Source organism: Roseovarius ramblicola, from assembly GCF_042430665.1.
GTDB lineage: Bacteria > Pseudomonadota > Alphaproteobacteria > Rhodobacterales > Rhodobacteraceae > Roseovarius > Roseovarius ramblicola.
The window spans coordinates 109456-131562 of the sequence record NZ_JBHMEC010000012.1 but is presented as its reverse complement, the minus strand read 5'-3'; the positions used below and the strand labels follow the sequence as shown (position 1 = coordinate 131562).

The 22107-nt window shown below is 67.8% G+C and carries 20 protein-coding genes and 1 tRNA gene; 10 read left to right on the top strand and 11 right to left on the bottom strand.

Features of this window, described 5'->3' with window-relative positions; all coding sequences use genetic code 11:
- The first annotated feature begins 430 nt into the window (after positions 1-430).
- Complete coding sequence (locus ACFFU4_RS08385) at positions 431-979, top strand: hypothetical protein (RefSeq protein ID WP_377068996.1); 549 nt, start codon at positions 431-433, stop codon at positions 977-979.
- Between the two features lie 185 nt (positions 980-1164).
- Entirely contained in the window at positions 1165-2697 is a 1533-nt protein-coding gene (locus ACFFU4_RS08380) for a polysaccharide biosynthesis protein (protein WP_377068994.1), read from the top strand.
- A 108-nt stretch (positions 2698-2805) separates the two neighbouring features.
- On the opposite strand, the gene ACFFU4_RS08375 is transcribed toward ACFFU4_RS08380, so the two are convergent.
- The 3 genes from ACFFU4_RS08375 to ACFFU4_RS08365 form a co-directional block, all read right to left on the bottom strand.
- A tRNA-Leu gene (locus ACFFU4_RS08375) sits at positions 2806-2891 on the bottom strand.
- Positions 2892-2954: 63 nt separating this feature from the next.
- Complete coding sequence (locus ACFFU4_RS08370; protein ID WP_377068992.1) at positions 2955-3506, bottom strand: tetratricopeptide repeat protein; 552 nt, start codon at positions 3504-3506, stop codon at positions 2955-2957.
- A gap of 31 nt (positions 3507-3537) precedes the next feature.
- Positions 3538-4017, bottom strand: a complete 480-nt coding sequence (locus ACFFU4_RS08365; RefSeq protein WP_377068990.1) for an Lrp/AsnC family transcriptional regulator — start codon at positions 4015-4017, stop codon at positions 3538-3540.
- 103 nt (positions 4018-4120) lie between these two features.
- Here ACFFU4_RS08365 and putA point away from each other — a divergent pair, with 103 nt between their 5' ends.
- From putA to ACFFU4_RS08350, 3 genes are all read left to right on the top strand, one after another.
- Positions 4121-7552, top strand: a complete 3432-nt coding sequence (putA, locus tag ACFFU4_RS08360; RefSeq protein WP_377068988.1) for a bifunctional proline dehydrogenase/L-glutamate gamma-semialdehyde dehydrogenase PutA — start codon at positions 4121-4123, stop codon at positions 7550-7552.
- 116 nt (positions 7553-7668) lie between these two features.
- Positions 7669-8415: a rhomboid family intramembrane serine protease gene (locus ACFFU4_RS08355; protein ID WP_377068986.1), complete on the top strand. Its 747-nt coding sequence runs from the start codon at positions 7669-7671 to the stop codon at positions 8413-8415.
- Positions 8412-8783 carry a GFA family protein gene (locus tag ACFFU4_RS08350; RefSeq protein WP_377068984.1) on the top strand — a complete coding sequence of 124 codons (372 nt, stop codon included), beginning with the start codon at positions 8412-8414 and terminating at the stop codon, positions 8781-8783. The genes ACFFU4_RS08355 and ACFFU4_RS08350 overlap by 4 nt, the downstream gene beginning before the upstream one ends.
- A gap of 90 nt (positions 8784-8873) precedes the next feature.
- On the opposite strand, the gene scpA is transcribed toward ACFFU4_RS08350, so the two are convergent.
- Positions 8874-11003 carry a methylmalonyl-CoA mutase gene (gene scpA / locus ACFFU4_RS08345; protein WP_377068982.1) on the bottom strand — a complete coding sequence of 710 codons (2130 nt, stop codon included), beginning with the start codon at positions 11001-11003 and terminating at the stop codon, positions 8874-8876.
- Positions 11004-11329: 326 nt separating this feature from the next.
- On the opposite strand from scpA, the gene ACFFU4_RS08340 reads away from it, so the two are divergent.
- A complete protein-coding gene (locus ACFFU4_RS08340; RefSeq protein ID WP_377068980.1) occupies positions 11330-11779 on the top strand; it encodes a DUF4174 domain-containing protein in 450 nt (149 codons plus the stop codon).
- Between the two features lie 14 nt (positions 11780-11793).
- Here the strand turns inward: ACFFU4_RS08340 and ACFFU4_RS08335 are convergent, their stop codons facing one another.
- Positions 11794-12312 (bottom strand): hypothetical protein, encoded by a 519-nt coding sequence (locus ACFFU4_RS08335; protein ID WP_377068978.1) that lies wholly within the window; start codon positions 12310-12312, stop codon positions 11794-11796.
- A 4-nt stretch (positions 12313-12316) separates the two neighbouring features.
- Positions 12317-14362: an acetyl-CoA carboxylase biotin carboxylase subunit gene (locus ACFFU4_RS08330; protein WP_377068976.1), complete on the bottom strand. Its 2046-nt coding sequence runs from the start codon at positions 14360-14362 to the stop codon at positions 12317-12319.
- Positions 14363-14615: 253 nt separating this feature from the next.
- Here ACFFU4_RS08330 and ACFFU4_RS08325 point away from each other — a divergent pair, with 253 nt between their 5' ends.
- A complete protein-coding gene (locus ACFFU4_RS08325) occupies positions 14616-15863 on the top strand; it encodes a DcaP family trimeric outer membrane transporter (RefSeq protein ID WP_377068974.1) in 1248 nt (415 codons plus the stop codon).
- A gap of 251 nt (positions 15864-16114) precedes the next feature.
- Here the strand turns inward: ACFFU4_RS08325 and ACFFU4_RS08320 are convergent, their stop codons facing one another.
- The 5 genes from ACFFU4_RS08320 to ACFFU4_RS08300 all read right to left on the bottom strand — a co-directional run bounded on the left by ACFFU4_RS08320 (position 16115) and on the right by ACFFU4_RS08300 (position 19285).
- Positions 16115-16474 carry a hypothetical protein gene (locus ACFFU4_RS08320; RefSeq protein WP_377068972.1) on the bottom strand — a complete coding sequence of 120 codons (360 nt, stop codon included), beginning with the start codon at positions 16472-16474 and terminating at the stop codon, positions 16115-16117.
- A gap of 90 nt (positions 16475-16564) precedes the next feature.
- Positions 16565-16702, bottom strand: a complete 138-nt coding sequence (locus ACFFU4_RS08315; protein ID WP_377068970.1) for a hypothetical protein — start codon at positions 16700-16702, stop codon at positions 16565-16567.
- A gap of 223 nt (positions 16703-16925) precedes the next feature.
- On the bottom strand, positions 16926-17318 hold the full coding sequence (locus ACFFU4_RS08310) for a DUF6497 family protein (RefSeq protein ID WP_377068968.1): 393 nt from the start codon (positions 17316-17318) through the stop codon (positions 16926-16928).
- Positions 17315-17653, bottom strand: coding sequence for a hypothetical protein (locus tag ACFFU4_RS08305; protein ID WP_377068966.1), 339 nt, complete (start codon positions 17651-17653; stop codon positions 17315-17317). The genes ACFFU4_RS08310 and ACFFU4_RS08305 overlap by 4 nt, the downstream gene beginning before the upstream one ends.
- 99 nt (positions 17654-17752) lie before the next feature.
- Positions 17753-19285, bottom strand: coding sequence for an acyl-CoA carboxylase subunit beta (locus ACFFU4_RS08300; RefSeq protein ID WP_377068964.1), 1533 nt, complete (start codon positions 19283-19285; stop codon positions 17753-17755).
- 225 nt (positions 19286-19510) lie between these two features.
- On the opposite strand from ACFFU4_RS08300, the gene ACFFU4_RS08295 reads away from it, so the two are divergent.
- From ACFFU4_RS08295 to ACFFU4_RS08285, 3 genes are all read left to right on the top strand, one after another.
- Entirely contained in the window at positions 19511-20731 is a 1221-nt protein-coding gene (locus ACFFU4_RS08295; protein ID WP_377068962.1) for a multidrug effflux MFS transporter, read from the top strand.
- A 366-nt stretch (positions 20732-21097) separates the two neighbouring features.
- The gene (locus ACFFU4_RS08290; protein ID WP_377068960.1) at positions 21098-21691 is read left to right on the top strand and encodes a L,D-transpeptidase; all 594 of its coding nucleotides are present in this window, start codon (positions 21098-21100) and stop codon (positions 21689-21691) included.
- 178 nt (positions 21692-21869) lie between these two features.
- Entirely contained in the window at positions 21870-22076 is a 207-nt protein-coding gene (locus ACFFU4_RS08285; protein WP_104016983.1) for a cold-shock protein, read from the top strand.
- The last annotated feature ends 31 nt before the right edge of the window (positions 22077-22107 follow it).

Sequence of the window (22107 nt, the reverse complement as noted above, 5' to 3'; positions counted from 1 at the left end):
TGGCGATGGCGCGGCGGCCTTCGGCCTTGATTCCGCGCCGGGACCAAGCACCCAACGACCGCTCCAGACCAGATCCGCCCTCTTCACGACGACCCCTGCCAGGAACCGCACGCCTGCCACCGGACCGTCGTCCACGCAACCGGGCGCGCACCAGAGGCGGACCGGGAGCGGTTCATCGGGTGGCTGACACCAGTGCATGTTGCTCAACAACAGGACCCGGATTTGAGCACCCAGAACATGCGAAATCAAACAGTTGGAGCGTGGCGCGCGACTGCGGATGAACGCGGGTACGCTTTGGAGGCCGGGCGCGCATTTTCCCTCAAACGGTCAGATTCCGGCCAGATTTCGCGGTGATGGTCTGCACTTGTGTTTCGTTCAGGTTGCAAGTGACGCCCGGTTTCCCGCGAATGGCAAGAAAGGCCTGATCGTCATGAATCAGCACCAGACCCGAGGCGTCGATCAGATCGGCGTCAACCTCCTGCGGGTTGTCACCGGCACCTTCTTCATGGCGGTGGCGCTCGACCTCGTCGACGGGTTTGACACGGCGGTCCTGTTCCGTCCCCTGCTTGACCCCGAGATCAGCGAGGCGGCAGGCGAGATCGGCCTGCTCGCGCTCGCCATCTGGTTCATGATTGGCGCGGCCCTGCGGCTCGCCGCGCTCAGCCTCGCGCTGTTCGTGCTGGCGTCGAGCTTTACGGCCAATTTCATCGCCGCGCCGGCCGAGGATCTCTCGGCCTTCTGGTATGACCTGACGCTGTGCTGCGGCGTGCTGCTGAGCTATCTCACACTGGACGAAAAGCGGCTGCGCCGGGCCTCGGTGTTCTCGCATCAGGCACGGATGAACCGCATCGCCGCGCAACGCCGCGTGCGCCCCCGCCGCGTCGCGCCGGCACCCGGCCCCAAACCGGCCAAGCGCGCGCGCCCTGCCCCGCGGCTCCCGCAGGAAGAGGCCAACATCTTTACCGATATCATGGGCTGACATCGGCCCCGGATACCGGTCCGGGCAAGCCGCCCCGCCCCCGCATCGGCGCGGCGCCCGCCGCTGACCGGCGGGCGCGCACACACGGTTCGTCACAGGGCGTTGAACACCATTGCCGCCGCCGGTCAGGTCGGCTTACCTTGAGGCACGTCACGCGACCCTGCCGCACAAGGACCGACCCTGCCATGCCCCAGAGCCTGCTCAACGCGCTGCGCCGCCTCCGCGCCCGGATCGCGCCCGGCGCGGCCCGGCCCGCGTCCGCCGGTGACGCGACCGGCGATCGCCTGCCGGTGCTGATCTACGGCGCCGGCCAGACCGGGCAGCAGCTTGCCACCGCGCTGCGCCACGACGCCCGGCTGCGCCCGGTGGCCTTTGCCGATGACGAGCCGCGACTGCGCGGGCTCACGGTATCGGGCCTGCGGGTGCACGCCCCCGACGAGATCGAGGACCTCGTCGCGCGCCAGGGGATCGGGCGCATCATCCTCGCCATGCCGGGCGCGAGCGAGGCGACGCGCACGCGTCTTACCCGGCGGCTGGCCGCCACCGGCTGCGAGGTGCACGCGCTGCCCTCCTTCGCCGACATGGTGACCGGCCGCGCCGTCACCCCCTACGAAAGCCGCCCCATCGACCCGACGAAGCTTCTGGGCCGCGACGCGCTGGAAAACGAGTTGCCGGGCGTGACCGATGCCTATGCCGGGCGGCGCATCCTCGTGACCGGCGCGGGCGGTTCCATCGGCGCGGAACTGTGCCGCCAGATCGCGAGTTGCGCGCCCAAGACGCTGGTGCTGCTCGACCATGCCGAGCACGCGCTGTTCCAGATCGAGCGCGAATTGCGCGACCTCGCCCCCGAGGTCGAGATCATGCCAATCCTCGGCTCGGTCTGCGAGCCGGCGCTTGTCTCGGTGCTGATGCAGGCCCGCAAGATCGACGTCGTGCTCCACGCCGCCGCCTACAAGCATGTCCCGATGGTCGAGGCCAATGCCATCGAGGGCATGCGCAACAACGTGATCGGCACCCGCACCGTGGCGCAGGCGGCGCAGGACGCGGGCGTCGAGCGGTTCATCCTCGTCTCCACCGACAAGGCGGTGCGCCCGACCTCGGTGATGGGGGCGTCCAAGCGCTTTGCCGAGATGATCGTGCAGGACCTCGCCACCCGCGCCACGCGCACGCGGTTCTCCATGGTGCGCTTCGGCAATGTGCTGGGCTCGTCGGGCTCGGTGATCCCCACCTTCTCCGAACAGATCGCGCGCGGCGGGCCGGTCACGCTCACGCACGCGGATGTCACCCGCTATTTCATGACCATCCCCGAGGCGGTGCGGCTGGTGCTTCTGGCGGGCACCATCGCACGCGGCGGCGATCTCTTCGTGCTCGACATGGGCGCGCCGGTGCGGGTGCGCGACATCGCGCTGCGGATGATCGAGGCGGCGGGGCTGACCCTGCGCGACGCGGACAACCCCGACGGCGATATCGGCATCGAGGTGGTCGGTCTGCGCCCGGGCGAGAAGCTGCACGAGGAGTTGCTCATCGGTTCGGACATGCTCACCACGCCGCACCCCCGCATCCTGCGCGCGCAGGAGGGGCACCTGTCGGAGATCGAGCTGGCCAAGGCGCTGCGCTCGCTGTCCGAGGCGATCGAGACTCGCGACGTGGCGCTCCTGCGCTCGATCCTCGCGCAATGGATCGAGCAGGGCAACGACGAGGAGGCGATGAACGACTGACCCTGTGCCGGGCCGCTCCGGGCCGTTTTGCGGCCCCGGTCTCGTGTCGGTCCTGCGTCGGTATCACGCCTGTCGTCCCGCGCCCGTCGCGCGGCGGCGGCGTCACCTTGGTGCGGGCGGCCGGACTCGAACCGGCACGGCCTTTCGGCCCAGGCATTTTAAGTGCCATGCGTCTACCATTCCGCCACGCCCGCAAGCGGCCTTGCCGTCCTAGCGTTTGCCGGCGGCGAGGAAAACGCATTTCTGGCGGGGGGCGTTCAGATATCGCGCTCGGCCTGTTCGAGCATCGGCAACAGGTGCCGCTCGGTCAGCCACGGGTTGAGGTCGAGCGCGCGGCGCAGCACCAGCGCCGCCTCGCCCGGACGCTCCAGCGCCATGAGCGTCATGGCCTGCCCGGTCAGCGCGCCCAGATGGCGCGGCGACAGCGATACGGCGCGGTCCAGATCGGGCAGCGCCGCGGCATAGTCCTGCCGGATGAAATTGACGAAGGCGCGCTGATTGTAGCCCTCGGCATAGTCCGGGCAATAGTCGATCAGCGCGTCGAACGCCGCCACCGCCCCGTCGTAATCATACGACGCGCGGCGCGTCATCCCCTCATCGAGCAAGTCCTGCGCATGGGCATCGGGCGCATCGGCCCAGATCTCCCACATCTCGTTGTTCAAAAGACGCGCGTCGCGCTCGGTCTCGGCCCGCTGCACCTGCTCAAACAAAACGTCGAGCGCCGCGCCGTGATCGGGCGGGTCCGGGCAGGCCAGCGCGCCCGCGGGCATCAGCAGGCACAGGATCGGGAGAGCGGTCAGCCGTCTCATGGCTATTATGATGGCACGTCGGCGCGCAAAATCAAATCACATCGCCGAGCACGGTCTCCTTGACCGCCTGCATCGCCACGTAGGTCGAGGTGCTGGCAACATGCGGCAGGGTCGAGATCGCCTCGGCCAGCACGCGGCGATACTCGGTCATGTCCTGGGTGCGCACCTTGAGCAGATAGTCGAAACTGCCCGCGATGAGATGCGCCTGCTCGATCTCGGGGATTTTCGCCACCGCCGCGTTGAACGCCGCCAGCGCGCTCTCGCGGGTGTTGTCGAGCCGCACCTCGACAAAGCTGACGTGATCGAGCCCCAGCCGGATCGGGTCGAAAAAGGCACGGTAGCCGGTGATGATCCCGGCCTTTTCCAGCCGCCGCAGCCGCGCCTGCGTAGGCGATTTCGACAGCCCGATCTCGCGGGCGAGATCGGTCACGCTGATGCGCCCGTCCGAGGCGAGCACCCGCAGAATCGCCCGGTCGAACCGGTCGAGATCGGAATGGTCGGTCTGGCCCATGATCGCCCTCCTGAATGACCGGATCGACCAGTCAAACCACATCAAACGGGAAAAGTCACCCCTGAACGGGTGTTATGATGGCCGCGCAATAGAGGGGAATTCCATGCCATACGACACCGACATGCGCCGCACCATCGAGCTCGAGACCTATGCCGACGAGCGCGCCGCCCTCGACCGGCTGATCGACGGGGCCGCGCTGTCGCCGCAGGATCGCGCCCGCATCGCGGCGCGCGGTGCCGATCTGGTGCGCGCCATCCGCGGCCAGGCCAGCCCGGGGCTGATGGAGGTGTTCCTGGCCGAATACGGCCTCTCGACCGAAGAGGGCATCGCGCTGATGTGCCTCGCCGAGGCGCTCTTGCGGGTGCCCGACGCCGAGACCATCGACGCGCTGATCGAGGACAAGATCGCGCCGTCGGACTGGGGCCGCCACATGGGCCATTCCACCTCGCCGTTGGTCAACGCCTCGACCTGGGCATTGATGCTGACGGGCCGCGTGCTCAAGGACGACGCGCCGGGCCTCGCGGGGACGCTGCGCGGCGCCGTCAAGCGGCTGGGCGAACCGGTGATCCGCACCGCCACGGGCCGCGCCATGCGCGAGATGGGCCGTCAGTTCGTGCTGGGCGAGACCATCCGCAGCGCGATGGACCGCGCGGCGGGCATGGAAAAGAAGGGCTACAGCTATTCCTACGACATGCTGGGCGAGGCCGCGCGCACCGAAGCCGACGCCACCGGCTATCACCTCTCGTATTCCCGCGCGATCACCGCCATCGCGGCGGCCTGCACCAACGCCGATGTGCGCGACAATCCCGGCATCTCGGTCAAGCTCTCGGCGCTGCACCCGCGCTACGAGGTGGCCCAGCGCGAGACGGTGATGGACGTGCTGGTGCCCCGCCTGCGCAGCCTCGCCCTGCTGGCGAAATCGGCGCGCATGGGCCTCAACATCGACGCTGAAGAGGCCGACCGCCTGTCGCTGTCGCTCGACGTGATCGAGACCGTGCTGTCGGAGCCCGCGCTCGCGGGATGGGACGGGTTCGGCGTGGTGGTGCAGGCTTACGGCCAGCGCGCGGGCCACGTTCTCGACTACCTCCACGACCTCGCCTCCCGCCTTGATCGCCGGATCATGGTGCGGCTGGTCAAGGGGGCCTACTGGGACACCGAGATCAAGCGCGCGCAGGTGGCGGGGGTCGACGGCTTCCCGGTCTTCACCTCGAAACCGGCGACCGACATCAGCTATATCGCGGGCGCGCGCAAGCTGCTGTCGATGACCGACCGCATCTATCCGCAATTCGCCACCCACAACGCCCACACCGCCGCCGCGATCCTCGACATGGGGCAGGACAAGTCGGCGTACGAGTTCCAGCGCCTGCACGGCATGGGCGAGGCGCTGCACGACATCATCCTCAAATCCGAGGGCACCCGCTGCCGCATCTACGCCCCCGTCGGCGCGCATCGCGACCTCTTGGCCTATCTGGTGCGGCGCCTGCTGGAGAACGGCGCGAATTCCAGCTTCGTCAACCAGATCGTGGACGAGAGCGTGCCGCCCGAAGAGGTCGCCCGCGACCCGTTCGAGGCGGCGGGCGACCCCACCCCGCACCTGCCCACCGGGCCGGAGCTGTTCCAGCCCGAGCGGCCGAACTCGCGCGGGTTCGACCTGCGCCACGAGCCCACGCTCGACGCCATCGAGGCGGCGCGCGCGCCCTTCGCCACCCAGAGCTGGCAGGCCGGGCCGATCCTCGCCGGCAAATCCGATCCGCAGCCGCCCGAAAAGGTCGAGAACCCCGCCGACCCGGCGGACACGCCCGGCACCGTGGCCTTTGCCAGCCGCAAGGACGTGGAGACCGCGCTCGCCGCCGCCACGCCGTGGGACGCCCCCGCCGCCGAGCGCGCGGCGATCCTGGGCAAGGTGGCCGATCTCTACGAGGAGAATTACGGCGAGATATTCGCCATCCTGCACCGCGAGGCCGGCAAATCCATCCCCGACGCGGTGGCGGAACTGCGCGAGGCGGTGGATTTCCTGCGCTACTACGCGGCAAACGCGCCCGAGGGCGATCCGGTGGGGGTGTTCACCTGCATTTCCCCCTGGAACTTCCCGCTCGCCATCTTCACCGGGCAGATCGCGGCGGCGCTCGCGGCGGGCAACGCGGTGCTGTCGAAACCGGCCGAGCAGACCCCGCTCATCGCGCATCTGGGCATCAGCCTGATGCACCGGGCGGGGGTGCCGAAGACCGCTTGCCAACTTCTGCCCGGCGCGGGCGAGGTGGGCGCGTGGCTCACCTCCAACGGGCGCGTGGGCGGCGTGGCGTTCACCGGGTCGACCGACACGGCACTCAAGATCCGCAAGGCGATGGCCGAACACCTGCGCCCCGGCGCGCCGCTCATCGCCGAGACGGGGGGCCTCAACGCCATGATCGTGGATTCGACAGCGCTGCCCGAACAGGCGGTGCAGGCGATCGTGGAATCGGCCTTTCAATCGGCGGGCCAGCGCTGTTCGGCGCTGCGCTGCCTCTACGTGCAGGAGGATATCGCCGACGACTTCACCGAGATGCTGACCGGCGCGATGGACGCGCTGGTGGTTGGCACCCCGTGGAACCTGCCCACCGATTGCGGCCCGGTGATCGACGAGGAGGCCCGCGCCGGCATCGCCGACCATATTCAGGCCGCGCGCGCCGAGGGCCGCCTGATGCACGAACTGAAGACGCCCAACGCCGGCACCTACATTGCGCCGACGCTCATCAAGGTGAACGGCATCGCCGATCTGGAGCGCGAGATCTTCGGCCCCGTGCTGCACCTCGCCACCTACAGGGCGCGCGATCTCGACCGCGTGATCGGCGCGATCAACGCCACCGGCTATGGCCTCACCTTCGGCCTGATGACCCGGATCGACGACCGCGTGCAGCACGTCACCGAGGCGGTGCACGCGGGCAACATCTATGTCAACCGCAACCAGATCGGCGCCATCGTCGGCTCGCAGCCGTTCGGCGGCGAGGGGATGTCGGGCACCGGCCCCAAGGCCGGGGGGCCGCATTACCTTGCCCGCTTCCAGGCGCATCCGGCCCCGCAAGAGGGCGCGAAATGGGACGCGGCGATGCCGAAAGCATCGGCGCAGGCGGCGCTCGATCGCGCCAACGCCACGCCGCACACGGCGCGCGAGGCGCTGGTGCTGCCGGGGCCCACGGGCGAATCGAACCGGCTCACCACCCATCTGCGTCCCGCACTCCTGTGCCTCGGGCCGGGCAAGGACGCGGCCGAGGCCCAAAAGAAGGCGGTCGAGGCGGTCGGCGGCGTCGCGGTCGCGGCCACGGGCCGGGTCGACCCCGAGGCGCTGGTGACGATGGGCGGCCTGTCGGGCGCGCTGTGGTGGGGCGACGAGGCCGACGCCCGCGCCTACGCGGACGCGCTGGCGCGCCGCGCGGGGCCCATCCTGCCACTCGTCACCGGCATGCCCGACCTGGGCCACGCCCTGCTGGAACGCCATGTCTGCGTCGACACCACCGCGGCGGGCGGCAACGCGGCGCTCCTGGGCGGCATGTCCTGACCGCGGCGGGCGCCGAAATCTTCAAAAGATTTCGGACCGCTTTCTTTTCAGGAAAGCGGTGCCCCGCAGATCACATCCGCCTTTCCGGGCCGGGCAAAGCGCGCTAGCTTCGCCTCATGTTCCCGATCCGCGATCATAACCCGTCGGGCTCGACCCCTTATGTCACCTGGGCGCTGATCGCGCTCAACGTGGCCGTGTTCCTGAGCTACTGGCCGCTCTTCTCGGATGAGCGCGCGCTGCGGCTCTTCTTCAACGACTGGGCGATGATCCCTGCCCTCGTCACCGCGAGGGGCGAGTACACGGGGCTCCTCACCTCGATGTTCCTGCATGGCGGGCTGATGCATCTGGGGGGCAACATGCTGTTCCTGTGGATATTCGGCGACAATCTCGAGGACCGGATGGGCCACCTGCCCTTCCTCGGCTTCTACCTCGCCTCGGGGCTGGCCGCCGGGATCGCGCAGGTCATCGGCGGGCCGGGCTCGATGGTGCCGACGGTGGGCGCGTCGGGCGCGATCGCGGGGGTGATGGGGGGCTACCTGCTGCTGTTTCCGCGCGCGCGGGTGGACATCCTGGTCATCATAATCTTCTTCGTGCGGATCATCACGGTCCCGGCGGCGCTGATGCTGATCCTGTGGTTCGCCTTCCAGGTGATCGCCGGTCTGGGGGCCGACCCGGACATGGGCGGCATCGCCTATTGGGCGCACGCGGGCGGCTTCGTCGCCGGGGTGATCCTGGCTCTGCCGGTGTTCCTGCGGCTGGGCGGGCCACGGTTCTGGACGCTTCAGGACGGCGCGCCACCCAACCCGGCAGCGCGCTACCGGTTTCGCCGCACGCCCGTTCCCCGTGTAAGGAAGCGCCGATGACCGCCCCGCTCACCGCCACCTGCCATTGCGGCGCGGTCGAATTGCGGCTGCGCCCGCGCGATCCCGCCTTGGGCGACGCGCATCGCTGCGATTGCAGCTTCTGCCGGAGGCGCGGCCCGGCCACGATCAGCGTCGCGCTGGACGATCTCGAAATCGTCAGGGGCGCGGACGCGCTGACCCTCTACCAGTGGGGGACCGGCACGGCACAGCATTGGTTCTGCAGCCGCTGCGGCATCTACACCCATCACCGGCGGCGGTCGGACCCGAACGAATACGGCGTCAACCTCGGCGCGATCGAGGGGGTGAACCCGCGCGATTTCGACCCCATCCCGTGGGTGGACGGCGTCAACCACCCCTCCGACCGCTGAGCCGCGGGGGGGGGCAACGGCGCGACCGCCGCCGCACCGACGCGATACCGACAGAATACCGACAATATACCGACGCGAAAAACGCCCGCCTCAGCCACGCGTCGCGCGGATGAGATCGAGAATGTCGCGCGCCGCGTCGGGGATATTGGTGCCGGGACCGAAGATCGCCTTCACGCCCGCCTTTTTCAGGAACTCGTAATCCTGCTGCGGAATGACGCCGCCGCAGATCACCAGGATATCGCCCGCGCCGCGCGCCTCCAGCGCCTCGATAAGGCGCGGCGCGAGCGTCTTGTGCCCCGCCGCCTGTGAACTGATACCCACGACATGCACATCGTTGTCGATGGCGTCCTGCGCCGCCTCCTCGGGCGTCTGGAAGAGCGCGCCCACATCCACGTCAAAGCCGATATCGGCAAACGCCGTGGCGATCACCTTGGCCCCGCGGTCATGCCCGTCCTGCCCCATCTTGACGACCAGCATCCGCGGGCGGCGACCCTCTTCTTCGGCAAACTTTTCAACGTCTTGCTGGATTGCCGCGAATCCCTCGTCGCCCTCGTAGGCGGCACCATAGACGCCCGCCAGCGTCCGCACCTCGGCGCGGTGCCGTCCGAATTCCTTCTCCAGTGCCATGCTGATTTCTCCCACGGTGGCGCGGGCGCGCGCGGCCTCGACCGCCGCGTCCAACAGGTTGCCGCCCTCTTGCGCGCGGCGGGTAAGCTCGTCCAATGCCGCATCGCAGGCCGCCTGATCGCGGTTCTCGCGGATGCGTTCCAGTGCCTTGACCTGCCCGTCGCGCACCTTGACGTTGTCCACGTCCAGAATGTCGATCGGGTCTTCTTTCTCCTTGCGGTACTTGTTAACGCCGACGATCACCTCGTCGCCCCGGTCGATCATCGCCTGCCGGGTCGCCGCCGTCTCCTCGATGCGCAGCTTGGGCATGCCGCTCTCGACCGCGCGGGTCATGCCGCCCATCCCCTCGACCTCCTCGATCAACTCCCACGCCTTTTCCGCCAGATCGTGGGTCAGTTTCTCCACGTAGTAAGAGCCCGCGAGCGGATCGACCACGTTGGTCACGCCGGTTTCCTCCTGCAATATCAACTGTGTATTGCGGGCGATCCGGGCGCTGAAATCGGTGGGCAGCGCGATCGCCTCGTCAAGCGCGTTGGTATGGAGCGACTGCGTGCCGCCCAGAACCGCGCTCATCGCCTCATAGGCGGTGCGCACCACGTTGTTATAGGGATCCTGCTCCTGCAGGCTGACGCCGCTGGTCTGGCAATGGGTGCGCAGCACCTTGGATTTCTCGGATGTCGCGCCGAATTCGGTCATGATCCGGTGCCACAACAGCCGCGCGGCGCGCAGCTTGGCCGCCTCCATGAAGAAATTCATCCCGATGGCGAAAAAGAACGACAGGCGCGGCGCGAAGCTGTCCACGTCCATCCCCGCCTCGATCGCCGCCTTCACGTATTCGCGGCCATCGGCCAGCGTATAGGCCAGTTCCTGCACGAGGTTCGCGCCCGCCTCCTGCATGTGATAGCCCGAGATCGAGATCGAATTGAAGCGCGGCATATGCTCGGCGGTATAGCCGATGATGTCCGATACGATCCGCATCGACGGCGCGGGCGGATAGATATAGGTGTTGCGCACCATGAATTCCTTTAGAATGTCATTCTGAATGGTGCCCGACAGCGCCGCCTTGTCATGCCCCTGCTCTTCGCCCGCGACGATGAAGCTGGCCAGAACCGGGATGACCGCACCGTTCATGGTCATCGACACACTGACCTTGTCGAGCGGGATGCCGTCGAAGAGGATCTTCATGTCCTCGACCGAATCGATGGCCACCCCGGCCTTGCCCACGTCGCCCTCGACACGCGGATGATCGCTGTCATAGCCGCGATGGGTGGCCAGATCGAAGGCCACCGACACGCCCTGCTGCCCGGCAGCCAGGTTGCGGCGGTAAAAGGCGTTCGATTCCTCGGCCGTGGAAAAGCCGGCATATTGCCGGATCGTCCAGGGACGCCCGGCATACATCGTCGCCTTGACCCCGCGGGTAAAGGGGGCCTGCCCCGGGATACTGCCCATGTGCGGCAGGTCCTCGACATCTTCCTCGGTGTAGAGCGGCGAGACCGGAATTCCCTCCAGGGTCTGCCAGGTCAGGTCTTCGAGCGGGCGCCCCCTGAGCTCCGCACGGGCCAGGTCACGCCAGGTGTCTTTCTTCGATGTCATTGTCTTGTCCTCTTGTCGGATGACCGTCGCGCGGCTGTGTCGCCGCGCTCTCCGGTCCGGTTTTCCCGGCCAGCCGTGCCAGCCCGTCCGCCCCGGCGGGCCGGCGCGTGGCCGAATGGTGTTGCAGGCCGGCGGTGGCGGTGCGTCGGGTCCCGCAAGGCGGGACGACGTCCGCGATGGCGCCTGTCCGTTGCGGCCCGGTTCGGGGCCGCGGCGTGCCGCCCCACCCTGATCGCGGGATCACCCGCGTCGTTTTTTCCCGATGCGGCCGATCGGGCTTCGCATTCCGGCGCGATACCCCTATATCTTGCCCAGCAGGAGATCGCATGAAACCGCTATTCGCCCTTTTTTTCCTTGTCTTCGCAGCGTCCCCCGCTGCCGCGCAGGACACCGCACCGGACGCCGACGTTCCGCTCATCGTGAGCGCGCAGGACGTCACGCCGGACGAATTCCTCTGGATCAAGCGCCCGCTCGTGGTGTTTGCCGACACACCCGCCGATCCGCGGTATGTCGAGCAGATGGGGTATATCACCGACCGTCTCGACGCGCTCGCGGTGCGCGACGTGGTGGTGGTCAAGGATACCGACCCGGCGGCGCGCTCCGCCTGGCGGCAGGAACTACATCCGCGCGGCTTCGGGCTCGTGCTGATCGGCAAGGATGGCGAGATATACCTGCGCAAGCCGCTACCCTGGCAGGTACGCGAGATCGTGCGCTCCATCGACAAGCTGCCCGCGCGCCAGCGTGAGATGCGCGAGGGCCAGGCGGGGAGAAGCTGAGCACGCCGCATCGCTCAGCCCTCGCCCATCGCCACGACGAGCAGCCTCTCGGCGGGCATCATCAGGATGAGCGCGCCGCGGCCCGCGTCCCAGCCCAGCACCGTGCGCCGGTCATCGAGCGCGTGGCGGACCACGCTCTCGGTCTTCGCGTCCATGCAGGCGCGCGCCTCGAGTCCGGCGCGGCGCATCGTCATGCCGGTCTCGCGGTGGTGGCCCGCCATCGCCAGGAGGGCGGCATCCGCTGTCATCCCCGGCATATCGAGCGCCGCCGCCCCGCGCCCGGTGATCTCGCGGCGCATCCGGGCCACGCTCCGCGTGACCGGCAGGGCCGATTTCACCTGCCCCGTCACCACCCGGTAGAGCCCCGCCGCGCAGCCCCGCGTCGCGGCAAAGGACAGCGTCTCGCCCAGCGCAAACCACTGCCCCAGCCACGCCCGCTGCGCCGCCTCCTGCTCGCGCTGACAGGCGGCGAGCAGGATCAAGGCGGCGAGGCAGGCCACCGGCACGGAGCTATGGCGCGGGGCGCGGGTCATCGCCTCACTCGAACTCCATGATGACGTCGTCCACCGCCAGGCTGTCGCCCGGTGCGGCGTTGACCTTCGCGACCGTGGCCTTGCGTTCGGCGCGCAGGATATTCTCCATCTTCATCGCCTCCACGGTGCACAGCGCCTGCCCCTCCTGCACCTCGTCGCCCTCGGCGACGTTGACCTTTACGATCATGCCGGGCATCGGACAGAGCAGCATCTTCGAGGTATCAGCGGCAAGTTTCTCGGGCATTAACGCGGCCAGTTCCGCCTGACGGGGCGTGCGGATGTTGACCTTCAGGTCAGCCCCCCGGCTGCGGATGCGGAACCCCTGCGTGATCTTGCCCACCTTGAGCACCAGCGGGCGGCCATCCACGTCGAGCCGCGCGAGCTGATCGCCGGGCGTCCAGTCGCTGGCGACGCGCAGGGTGGCACCGTCGCCGAAGCGCACGCTCGCACCCTCCCGGTCCGCAGAGACGGTGACGGGATAGCTCTCACCCTGAAGGCTCACCACCCAGTCCTCGCCGACATGGCGCTCGTGGTTGTCCATCCGCCCGGAAATGCGCGTGCGCCGGATTTCCGCCACCCGGTGCATCGCCGCCGTGCTCGCCGCGATCCGGCGCAGCACATCCCCGGGCAGGTCCACGCCGTTGAATCCGTCGGGATATTCCTCGGCGATAAAGGCGGTGGTGATGTCGCCGCTCACGAACTTGGGATGGTCCATCACCGCGCTGAGGAACGGCAGGTTATGCCCGATTCCCTCCACCTCGAAGCTGTCGAGCGCCACGCGCATCGCCTCGATGGCCGCGCCCCGGTCGGCGGCCCATGTGCACAGCTTGGCGATCATCGGGTCGTAGTACATGCTGATCTCGCCGCCCTCGTAGACGCCGGTATCGTTGCGCACCGCGGTCTCGCCCGCCGGGGCCTCGCCCTGCCACTTGGCCGTGTCCAGCAACGGCCCGGCGGCGATTTCCTGCGGCGGACGATAGCGCGTGAGCCGCCCGATAGAGGGCAGAAAGCCGCGATACGGATCCTCGGCATAGAGCCGGCTCTCCATCGCCCAGCCCTTGAGCGTGATGTCGCCCTGCGAGAGCGCCAGCGTCTCGCCCGCGGCCACGCGGATCATCTGTTCGACGAGGTCCACGCCGGTGATCAGCTCGGTCACCGGGTGCTCGACCTGCAGGCGGGTGTTCATTTCCAGGAAGTAGAAGTTGCGGTCGCCGTCGACGATGAATTCCACCGTTCCGGCGCTGGCATAACCCACCGCGTGCGCCAATGCCACGGCCTGCTCGCCCATCGCGCGGCGCGTCTCTTCATCGAGGAACGGGCTCGGTGCCTCCTCGATCACCTTCTGATTCCGGCGCTGGATCGAGCATTCCCGCTCGCCCAGATAAATGCCGTTGCCGTGGTTGTCGCACAGCACCTGAATCTCGATGTGGCGCGGCTGCGTCACGAATTTCTCGATGAAGATGCGGTCGTCGCCAAAGCTGCTCGCGGCCTCGTTCTTCGAGCTTTGAAAGCCCTCGCGCGCCTCCTCGTCATTCCACGCGATGCGCATCCCCTTGCCGCCGCCGCCCGCGCTGGCCTTGATCATCACCGGATAGCCGATCTCGCCACTGATTTTCACCGCCTCCTCGGCATCCTCGATCAGGCCCATCACGCCGGGCACGGTGTTCACCCCCGCCTCCTGCGCCAGCTTCTTGGAGGTGATCTTGTCGCCCATCGCCTCGATCGCCCCGACCGGCGGGCCGATAAAGGCCACGCCCTCGGCCTCCAGCGCCTTGGCGAACCTGGGGTTCTCCGACAGGAAACCATAGCCGGGATGCACCGCCTCGGCCCCGGTGCGGCGAATCGCGTCCATCACCCTGTCGATGACGATATAGCTCTCGTTGGCGGGCGAGGGGCCGATATGCACCGCCTCGTCGGCCATCTGCACATGCAGCGCCTGCGCGTCGGCATCGGAGTGGATCGCGACGGTGGCGATTCCCATCTTGCGGGCGGTCTTGATCACCCGGCAGGCGATCTCTCCCCGGTTGGCGATCAGGATTTTCTTGAACATTCCTCGTCCCTTCCTCTAGCGGTCCCGGCCCGCGCGGCGCGGTGCGCGGGCGTTGTCACATTTCACTGACAAATTTGTAACGAATAGTTTATTATCACGTTTTTTCAAGCGCTTACACATTTCCGTGGATCACCTTGACGTGAGCATCAAGTGATCCGCCGACTTGCCATTGTGGGTCAGGCCGCCGATGCGCCGCGGCCTGCGGGGCGCGCCTGGCACCCGCCTGACACCACAAACGGGAGGAGACCCACCCATGAAACGACAGATCGCAATGGCCCTCGCGCCATCCGCGTTGCTGCTGGCCATCCACGCTGGCCCCGCGCTCGCCGAGAGCGACGAGGATCTTCGGAACCAGGTCCGCGAGTTGACCGACCGCCTCGACGAGATCGAGGGCCGCGGGCATGTCAACCTGCCCGCGGGCACCACCCTCACCTTCGGCGGCTACACCAAGCTCGATTTGATCTACGATCTCGATCAGGGACAGGGCGACACCACCTTCGTCCCCGGCCTCGAGATCGACGCGGACGATGGCGGCGGCTTCGACGCCCATGTCCGCCAGACGCGGCTGAACTTCAAAACCGAGACGCAGACCGAGAAGGGCCCGCTCACCACCTTTGTCGAGATCGATTTTTTCGGCACCCGCGGCAACGAGGTGCAGACCAACTCGCACCAACCGCGCCTGCGCCACGCCTATGGCCAGTGGAACGGCTGGACCGCGGGCCAGACATGGACCACCTTCATGCCGCTCTCGGCCTACCCCGCGACGGTGGATTTTCAGGGGCCCTCGGGCATCCCCTTCATCCGCCAGGCGCAGCTTCGCTACACGCACGAGGCGGGCAAGGGGCTCAACTTTTCCGTCGCCATCGAGAACGGGGAATTCTCCGGGCGTGGCGTGGTCGGCGGCGCCACCGTATCGGTTGGCGAAACGGCCAACGGTGCCTTCGCGGGCTCCAACTCGGATTTCGACCAGTCGCCCGATCTCGTGATCGCGGCCAAGTGGGAGCAGAACGGCAGCCACCTGCGCGGTGCCGCCGTGCTGCGCGACCTCGAAGCCCCGAGCCAGCTCGGCAACGACAGCGAGACCGGCTGGGGCTTCAACGTCGCGGGCGGCACGCCGCTCTGGGCGGGCGGCCAGATCGTCGGCTCGTTCACCTATGGAGACGGGATCGGCCGCTACATCATCGACGGCGCCGGGCAGGACGGCTTCATCGACGCCACCGGAAAGCTCAACACCATCGAGGCATTCGGCGCGACCGCGCAGGTGACGCACACCTTCACCGACAAGCTCAAGGGCGGGCTCTCCTACGGCTACTACTCGGCCGAAGACACCTTTGCACCCACCGACAGCGAAGAGCACCAGACCGTGCACGCCACCATCTTCTACTCGCCGGTGGATCGCCTGACACTCGGGGCCGAGGTGAGCTGGGTCGAGCGCGAGCTTGCCAGCGGCGCATCGGAGGACGCCACGCGCCTGCAAACCTCGGTTCAGTTCAGCTTCTGAGCCACGGGCCCCCGCGCCCACTAAGAAAAGGGGCGGTCCGGCGGCGAAAATGCCATCGGACCGCCCGCAGGGGGGGACGTCACGAACCGCACGCCAATAGGGCGCAGTCGGGGAAAGAGGATCCGTGACACCCGAAAGCCTGCCAGCCCCCGCGCGGCGCGCCAAGCGCCATGTCGTCCGCGCCCCGCGCTCGGCACCCGACCGCCGGAAAACGCACGCCCTGCGCGGGATACCGCCGATCGCCGCCCCGCTCATGGCGCGCCCCCGCCGTCGAACAGCTCGGGAAAGTTCTGCCGCGCCACCGCCACGTCGAGCACCAGCAGCGCCTCGTAACTTGCGGGGTCGAACGGCTCCTCCGCGGGCTTGATCTCGCGGCCCATCAGCCAGCTCAGCCGCCCGGCATCGAGGTTGCCGCGCTCGAAGGGCCGGTCGCCGAAATGCTGCCAGATGGCACGCAGAAACTCGGTATCTGCGCGCCGGTCGAGCGGCTTGCGATCGCGATACCGCTCGCGCGCGACCAGCGGCGTGATCCCGCGCGGGTTGGCCCGCCTGATGGTGAACTGATAATCCGTGCCCGGAAGGCGCCCGGGAAAACCGCGATGTTTCAACATCTTGACCCCCAGCAAAGCCGAGGGCGCGGCGTGCCTTGTCGGTGTGGCGGGACGGGCGACACCGCCCCTCCCGCCGTCAGCCCGGTGGGCTTACTTGTACTTGCCGGTCTGTTCAGGCTCTTCCGTGATCGGCTCGACCACGACGAATTCTTCCTCGGCCGGCTGCGCGCAGGCGGCGACAACGGCGATGAAGCCAAGGGCGAGAACGCTCTTGCAGGTTCTGGACATGTAATACTCCTGTCTCTCGTATCTTCGGTTGATGGCGCGCCCGGGCACGATCCCGGGGCCCGCCGGATTGGCGAGGTAAAGGCCGCTTGGGTGCAACCTCGTCCAACGCTAGCGGAAATCGAGCGATTTGAACATATTGAATGCACGATCCCGCGCGTATGTGTCCACAAAGCCGCACCTGGCCGGGCACCGGGCCGTTTTCGGGCAAGATATCGCAACAGCATCAGAACATCTCCCAGATACAACGGTCGCCCTCGACCCGGTAGGCCTCGAACACCTGCGTGACCGCTTCGTCATAGACGCCGAATTCCGAACCGCGGTCGGCCAGCGAGATGATCACGCGCCCGGGCCGCGGGCCGGAATTCGGGATGCGCGGCAGCGCATGCGCCTCGCATAGCCATGCGAGATCGGCAGAGATCGCGTCGAGCCGCTCCGCCCCGGCGGAAAACCCTTCGGCGACATAGCGAAACCGGTAGATCGGCCCGCCCCCCGCGGGCCGGTCGGTCAGCACCTCGAAGAGCCGCGCCGCCTGCCCCGAGGGCAGCCGCAGCGCCTCCTCCTGCGCTGCGGCTGCGGGGCCGAGCGAGAGGGCAAGGGCCAGAACGCCCGCCCTCATCGCCCGCCACCCGTCCAGCGGGCGCGGCGGCCGGGATCGGCCAGCAGCGCGGCGATTCGCGCCTCCGCATCCGCGCGCGCAAACCGGCCCGCCACCGCGCCGCCTGCGCGCAGGTGCAGGCCGCCGGGGATGCGGGCCACCCGCACCACCGGCGCAAATCCGCGCAGATGCCGCAGCGCACGCCACATATCCTGACGCACCAGATGCGCCAGCCGCCGCCGCCCGACCTGCCCGGTCAGCACCGTCTCGGCGGCCAGATCGAAGCGCGCCGGCAGGCGCCGTGCCAGCACGAGCGCGCCCTCCTCCTCGATCACATGCCAACGGTCACGGGCCATGCCCTTCGTCTCCTCGCTTCTTCCTGGTCGCTTCTTCCTGGTCGAAATACTCCGGGGGAGTCGCCGCTTGCGGCGACGGGGGCAGCGCCCCCATCCTCCTCACAACGGGATGTTGTCGTGCTTCTTCCAGGGCAGCGCCGCCTTCTTGTTGCGCAGCGACGCGAAGGCCCGGCTCACCCTGACCCGTGTGCCGCGCGGCTGGATCACCTCGTCGATGAAGCCGCGTTCGGCGGCGACGAACGGGTTGGCAAAGCGGTCCTCGTAACTCGCCGTGTGCGCGGCGATCTTCTCACGGTCCTTCAGGTCGGCGCGGTAGATGATCTCGGTCGCCCCCTTGGCCCCCATCACCGCGATCTCGGCGGTCGGCCAGGCATAGTTGAAATCGCCACGCAGATGCTTGGAGGACATCACGTCATAGGCCCCGCCATAGGCCTTGCGGGTGATCACCGTCACCTTGGGCACCGTCGCCTCGCCATAGGCAAAGAGCAGCTTGGCCCCGTGCTTGATGACGCCGCCATATTCCTGCCCCGTGCCGGGCAGGAATCCGGGCACGTCGACCAGCGTCAGGATCGGAATCTCGAAGGCATCGCAGAACCGCACGAAGCGCGCCGCCTTGCGGCTGCTGTCGATATCGAGACAGCCCGCCAGCACCATCGGCTGGTTGGCCACGACACCCACCGTTTGCCCCTCCAGCCGGATGAAGCCGGTGATCATGTTCTTGGCGAATTCGGCCTGTATCTCGTAGAAATCCGCCTCGTCCGCGATCTTGTGGATCAGCTCCTTCATGTCGTAGGGCATGTTGGGATTGGCGGGGATCAGCGTGTCGAGGCTCGCCTCGACGCGGCCCGGTTCGTCGAAGAACGGGCGGACCGGGGCCTTGTCGCGGTTGTTGAGCGGCAGCAGGTCAACCAGCCGCCGTACCTCGGCGAGCGCCTCGACATCGTTGTCGAATGCCGCATCGGCGACGCTCGACTTGCGGGTATGGGTGAGCGCGCCGCCCAGCTCCTCTGCCGTCACCTGCTCGTTGGTCACGGTCTTGACCACGTCGGGACCGGTGACGAACATGTAGGAACTGTCCTTCACCATGAAGATGAAATCGGTCATCGCGGGCGAGTAGACCGCGCCGCCCGCGCAGGGGCCCATGATGACGCTGATCTGCGGGATCACGCCCGACGCCTCGATATTGCGCTGGAAGACCTCGCCATATCCCGCAAGGCTGTCCACGCCTTCCTGGATGCGCGCCCCGCCCGAGTCGTTGATGCCGATCACGGGCGCACCGTTCTGCATGGCCATGTCCATGATCTTGCAGATCTTCTGCGCGTGGGTGGCACTGACCGATCCGCCCAGAACGGTGAAATCCTGGCTGAAGACATAGACCTGACGGCCATTGATCGTGCCCCAGCCGGTCACCACGCCATCGCCGTAGGGGCGGTTCTTCTCCATGCCGAAATCGGTGCAGCGATGCGCCACGAACATGTCGAATTCCTCAAAGCTGCCCTCATCGAGAAGCAGCTCGATCCGCTCGCGCGCGGTGAGTTTGCCGCGCCCGTGCTGCGCGTCGATCCGCGGCTGCCCGCCGCCGAGCCTTGCCTCGGTGCGGCGGGATTCGAGTTCCTGAAGGATGTCTTGCATGGCGGTCCTCTTTCCTCCCTGGCCAACTTTGGCCTCGTGCTGGCCTCGTGCTGGCCTCGTGCTGGCGCGCAGCATACGCAGTCGGGGGCGTGGGACCAACCGGAATCCCGCAAATTTGCAAAGTAGTGCAAATATATTGATGCAAACTCGCAAATTGGCAAATCAAACCCGGCTTTGCGCGCAGCGCAAATGGACATCCCCGTCCCGTCCCTCTAGCGTGCGCCCATGCAGTCCGAGGTCAAGGTCCGGTTTCTGGATCGCACAACCCCACCACATATCGCAACGCTGATCCTGATGGCGGGATTGTCGGCGCTGGCGATGAACATCTTTCTGCCCTCCCTGCCGGGGATGGTGGCGCATTTCGACACCGAGTACCGGGTGATCCAGCTTTCGGTGGCGCTCTATCTCGCCGTAAACGCGGGGCTGCAACTGCTGATCGGCCCGATCTCGGACCGCTGGGGGCGGCGGCCGGTGGTCCTGACGGGGCTGGGGCTGTTCCTCGCCGCCACGCTCGGCTGTATCGCGGCGCCCAATGTCTATGTCTTTCTCACCTTCCGCATGGTGCAGGCCAGCATCGTGGTGGCGATGGTGCTCTCGCGCGCCATCGTGCGCGACATGGTGCCCCAGGACCGCGCCGCCTCGATGATCGGCTACGTGACGATGGGCATGGCGGTGGTGCCGATGATCGGCCCGGCCTTCGGCGGGCTGCTGGACGAGGCGTTCGGCTGGCGGGCCAATTTCTGGGCGCTGTTCGCGCTCGGTGCGGCGCTGTTCTGGCTGTGCCGGCGCGACCTGGGCGAGACCGCGCCGCTCTCGGGGCGCACGCTGGCACAGCAGTTCCGCCATTACCCGGTGCTGCTGACCTCCTACCGGTTCTGGGGCTACGCGGCGGCGGCGGGGCTCAGTTCGGGGTCGTTCTTTGCCTATCTGGGCGGCGCGCCCTTCGTGGGCGACCAGGTGTTCGGGCTGTCGCCGTCGCTGCTGGGGCTGCTGTTCGGGGCCCCGGCCATCGGTTATTTCCTGGGAAATTTCGCGTCGGGGCGGTTCTCCACGCGCGTGGGGGTCAACCGGATGGTGCTGTGGGGGACGCTGTTCAACGCCGGCGGCATCGGGCTCAATCTCGCGCTGTTTCACGCCGGGTTCGGCACGCCGCTCAGCTTCTTCGGGCTGATGACCTTCATGGGGCTGGGCAACGGCATGGTGATCCCCAACGCCACGGCGGGGGCGCTGTCGATCCGGCCCGACCTTGCGGGCACGGCAAGCGGGCTGTCGGGAGCGCTGATGATCGGGCTGGGGGCGGCGCTGTCGGCGCTGGCGGGGCTCTTGCTCACACCCGGGCGCGGGGCGTTTCCGCTGTTGTGGCTGATGTTCGCCACCGGGGTCGCGGGGGTCATCACCATCCGCCTCGTCATGCGCCGCGAGCGGCGGCTGGCGCTGGCGGGGTGAGGCTGGCCCAAGGCGGACACCGGGCCTCTTGCCCCCAACGCGAAATCAGGGCCGAAGACCGCCGCGCCGCTCACACCCGCTCACGTTCCCACCACCGCCTCTGGCCGGACCGCGCCGCCGCCCCCACCTCGTTGCCAAGGACACAGGCCACGAGGAGCCACGCCATGACCCGCCGCAAGACCGATCCGCGCCACCCCCGCCCGCCCTGGCACCGGCGGCCCGTGCCCTGGCGTTTCGACGACTGGACCGCGATCTGAGCGCAAAAGCCACGGGGCCGCGTTTTTTGCCGCATTCACCGGGTTTTGACTTAATCCCGCGGCGCCCAGCCCCATATGGACGGGCAACACGACCCGTGGAGGACATGCCATGATCGACCGCCGTTCCCTCATCGTCACCGGGCTCGCCACGCTGGCGGCTCCGGCGGTCCTGCCCGCGCGCGCCCACGCCGCACAGGCCGCACAGGCCGCCCACGCCGCACAGATCGACCCGAAATTCGTACCGCAGCAGGTGGGCTTCACAATGGCCTACCCGCCGGGGCGGCTGATCGTGCTGCCGCGGGCGCATTTCCTCTATCTCGTCACCGCCCCCGGCGAGGCGCGCCGCTACGGCGTGGGCGTCGGGCGCGCGGGGCTCGCGTTCACCGGCACCGCCACCATCGACGTCAAGAAGAAGTGGCCCACATGGCGGCCCACCGACGAGATGATCGCGCGCGAGCCCGAGGCCTACGAGAAATTCATCGGCAACGACTACGTACAGCCCGGAGGGCCCGAGAATCCGCTCGGCTCGCGGGCGCTCTACCTGTTCCAGAACGGGCGCGACACCTATTACCGCATCCATGGCACCAACCAGCCCGCCTCCGTCGGGCGGTCGGTGTCCAACGGCTGCATCCGCATGGTCAACGCACATGTGCAGGACCTGTACAAGCGCGTGCCCACGGGCACCGTGGTGACCGTGCTGTGATCTTTCGCACCCTGCACGATAGCCCTTGCGTTTCGCGGTGCCTCGCCCCATATTGCACTCGCTAACGTTACGCCTATCGACCACCTGCTCCTCTACGGCTCAGTCACTCGATCTTGCACGACGACGAGCCAGGCTGCCGCACTTCCGCGGGCAGCAAACAATCAGGAGTTCAGGGCATATGGCTACTGGCACAGTGAAATGGTTCAACACCACCAAGGGTTTCGGCTTCATCGCACCTGACGGCGGCGGCAAGGACGTTTTCGTCCACATCTCCGCGGTCGAGCGCGCTGGCCTGACCGGTCTCGCGGACAACCAGAAGGTGACCTTCGAGATCGAATCGGGCCGCGACGGGCGTCAGTCCGCCAGCGACATCGCCCTCGCCTGAGCGGCGCTTCCGCCCTTGGCGAGACGATTGG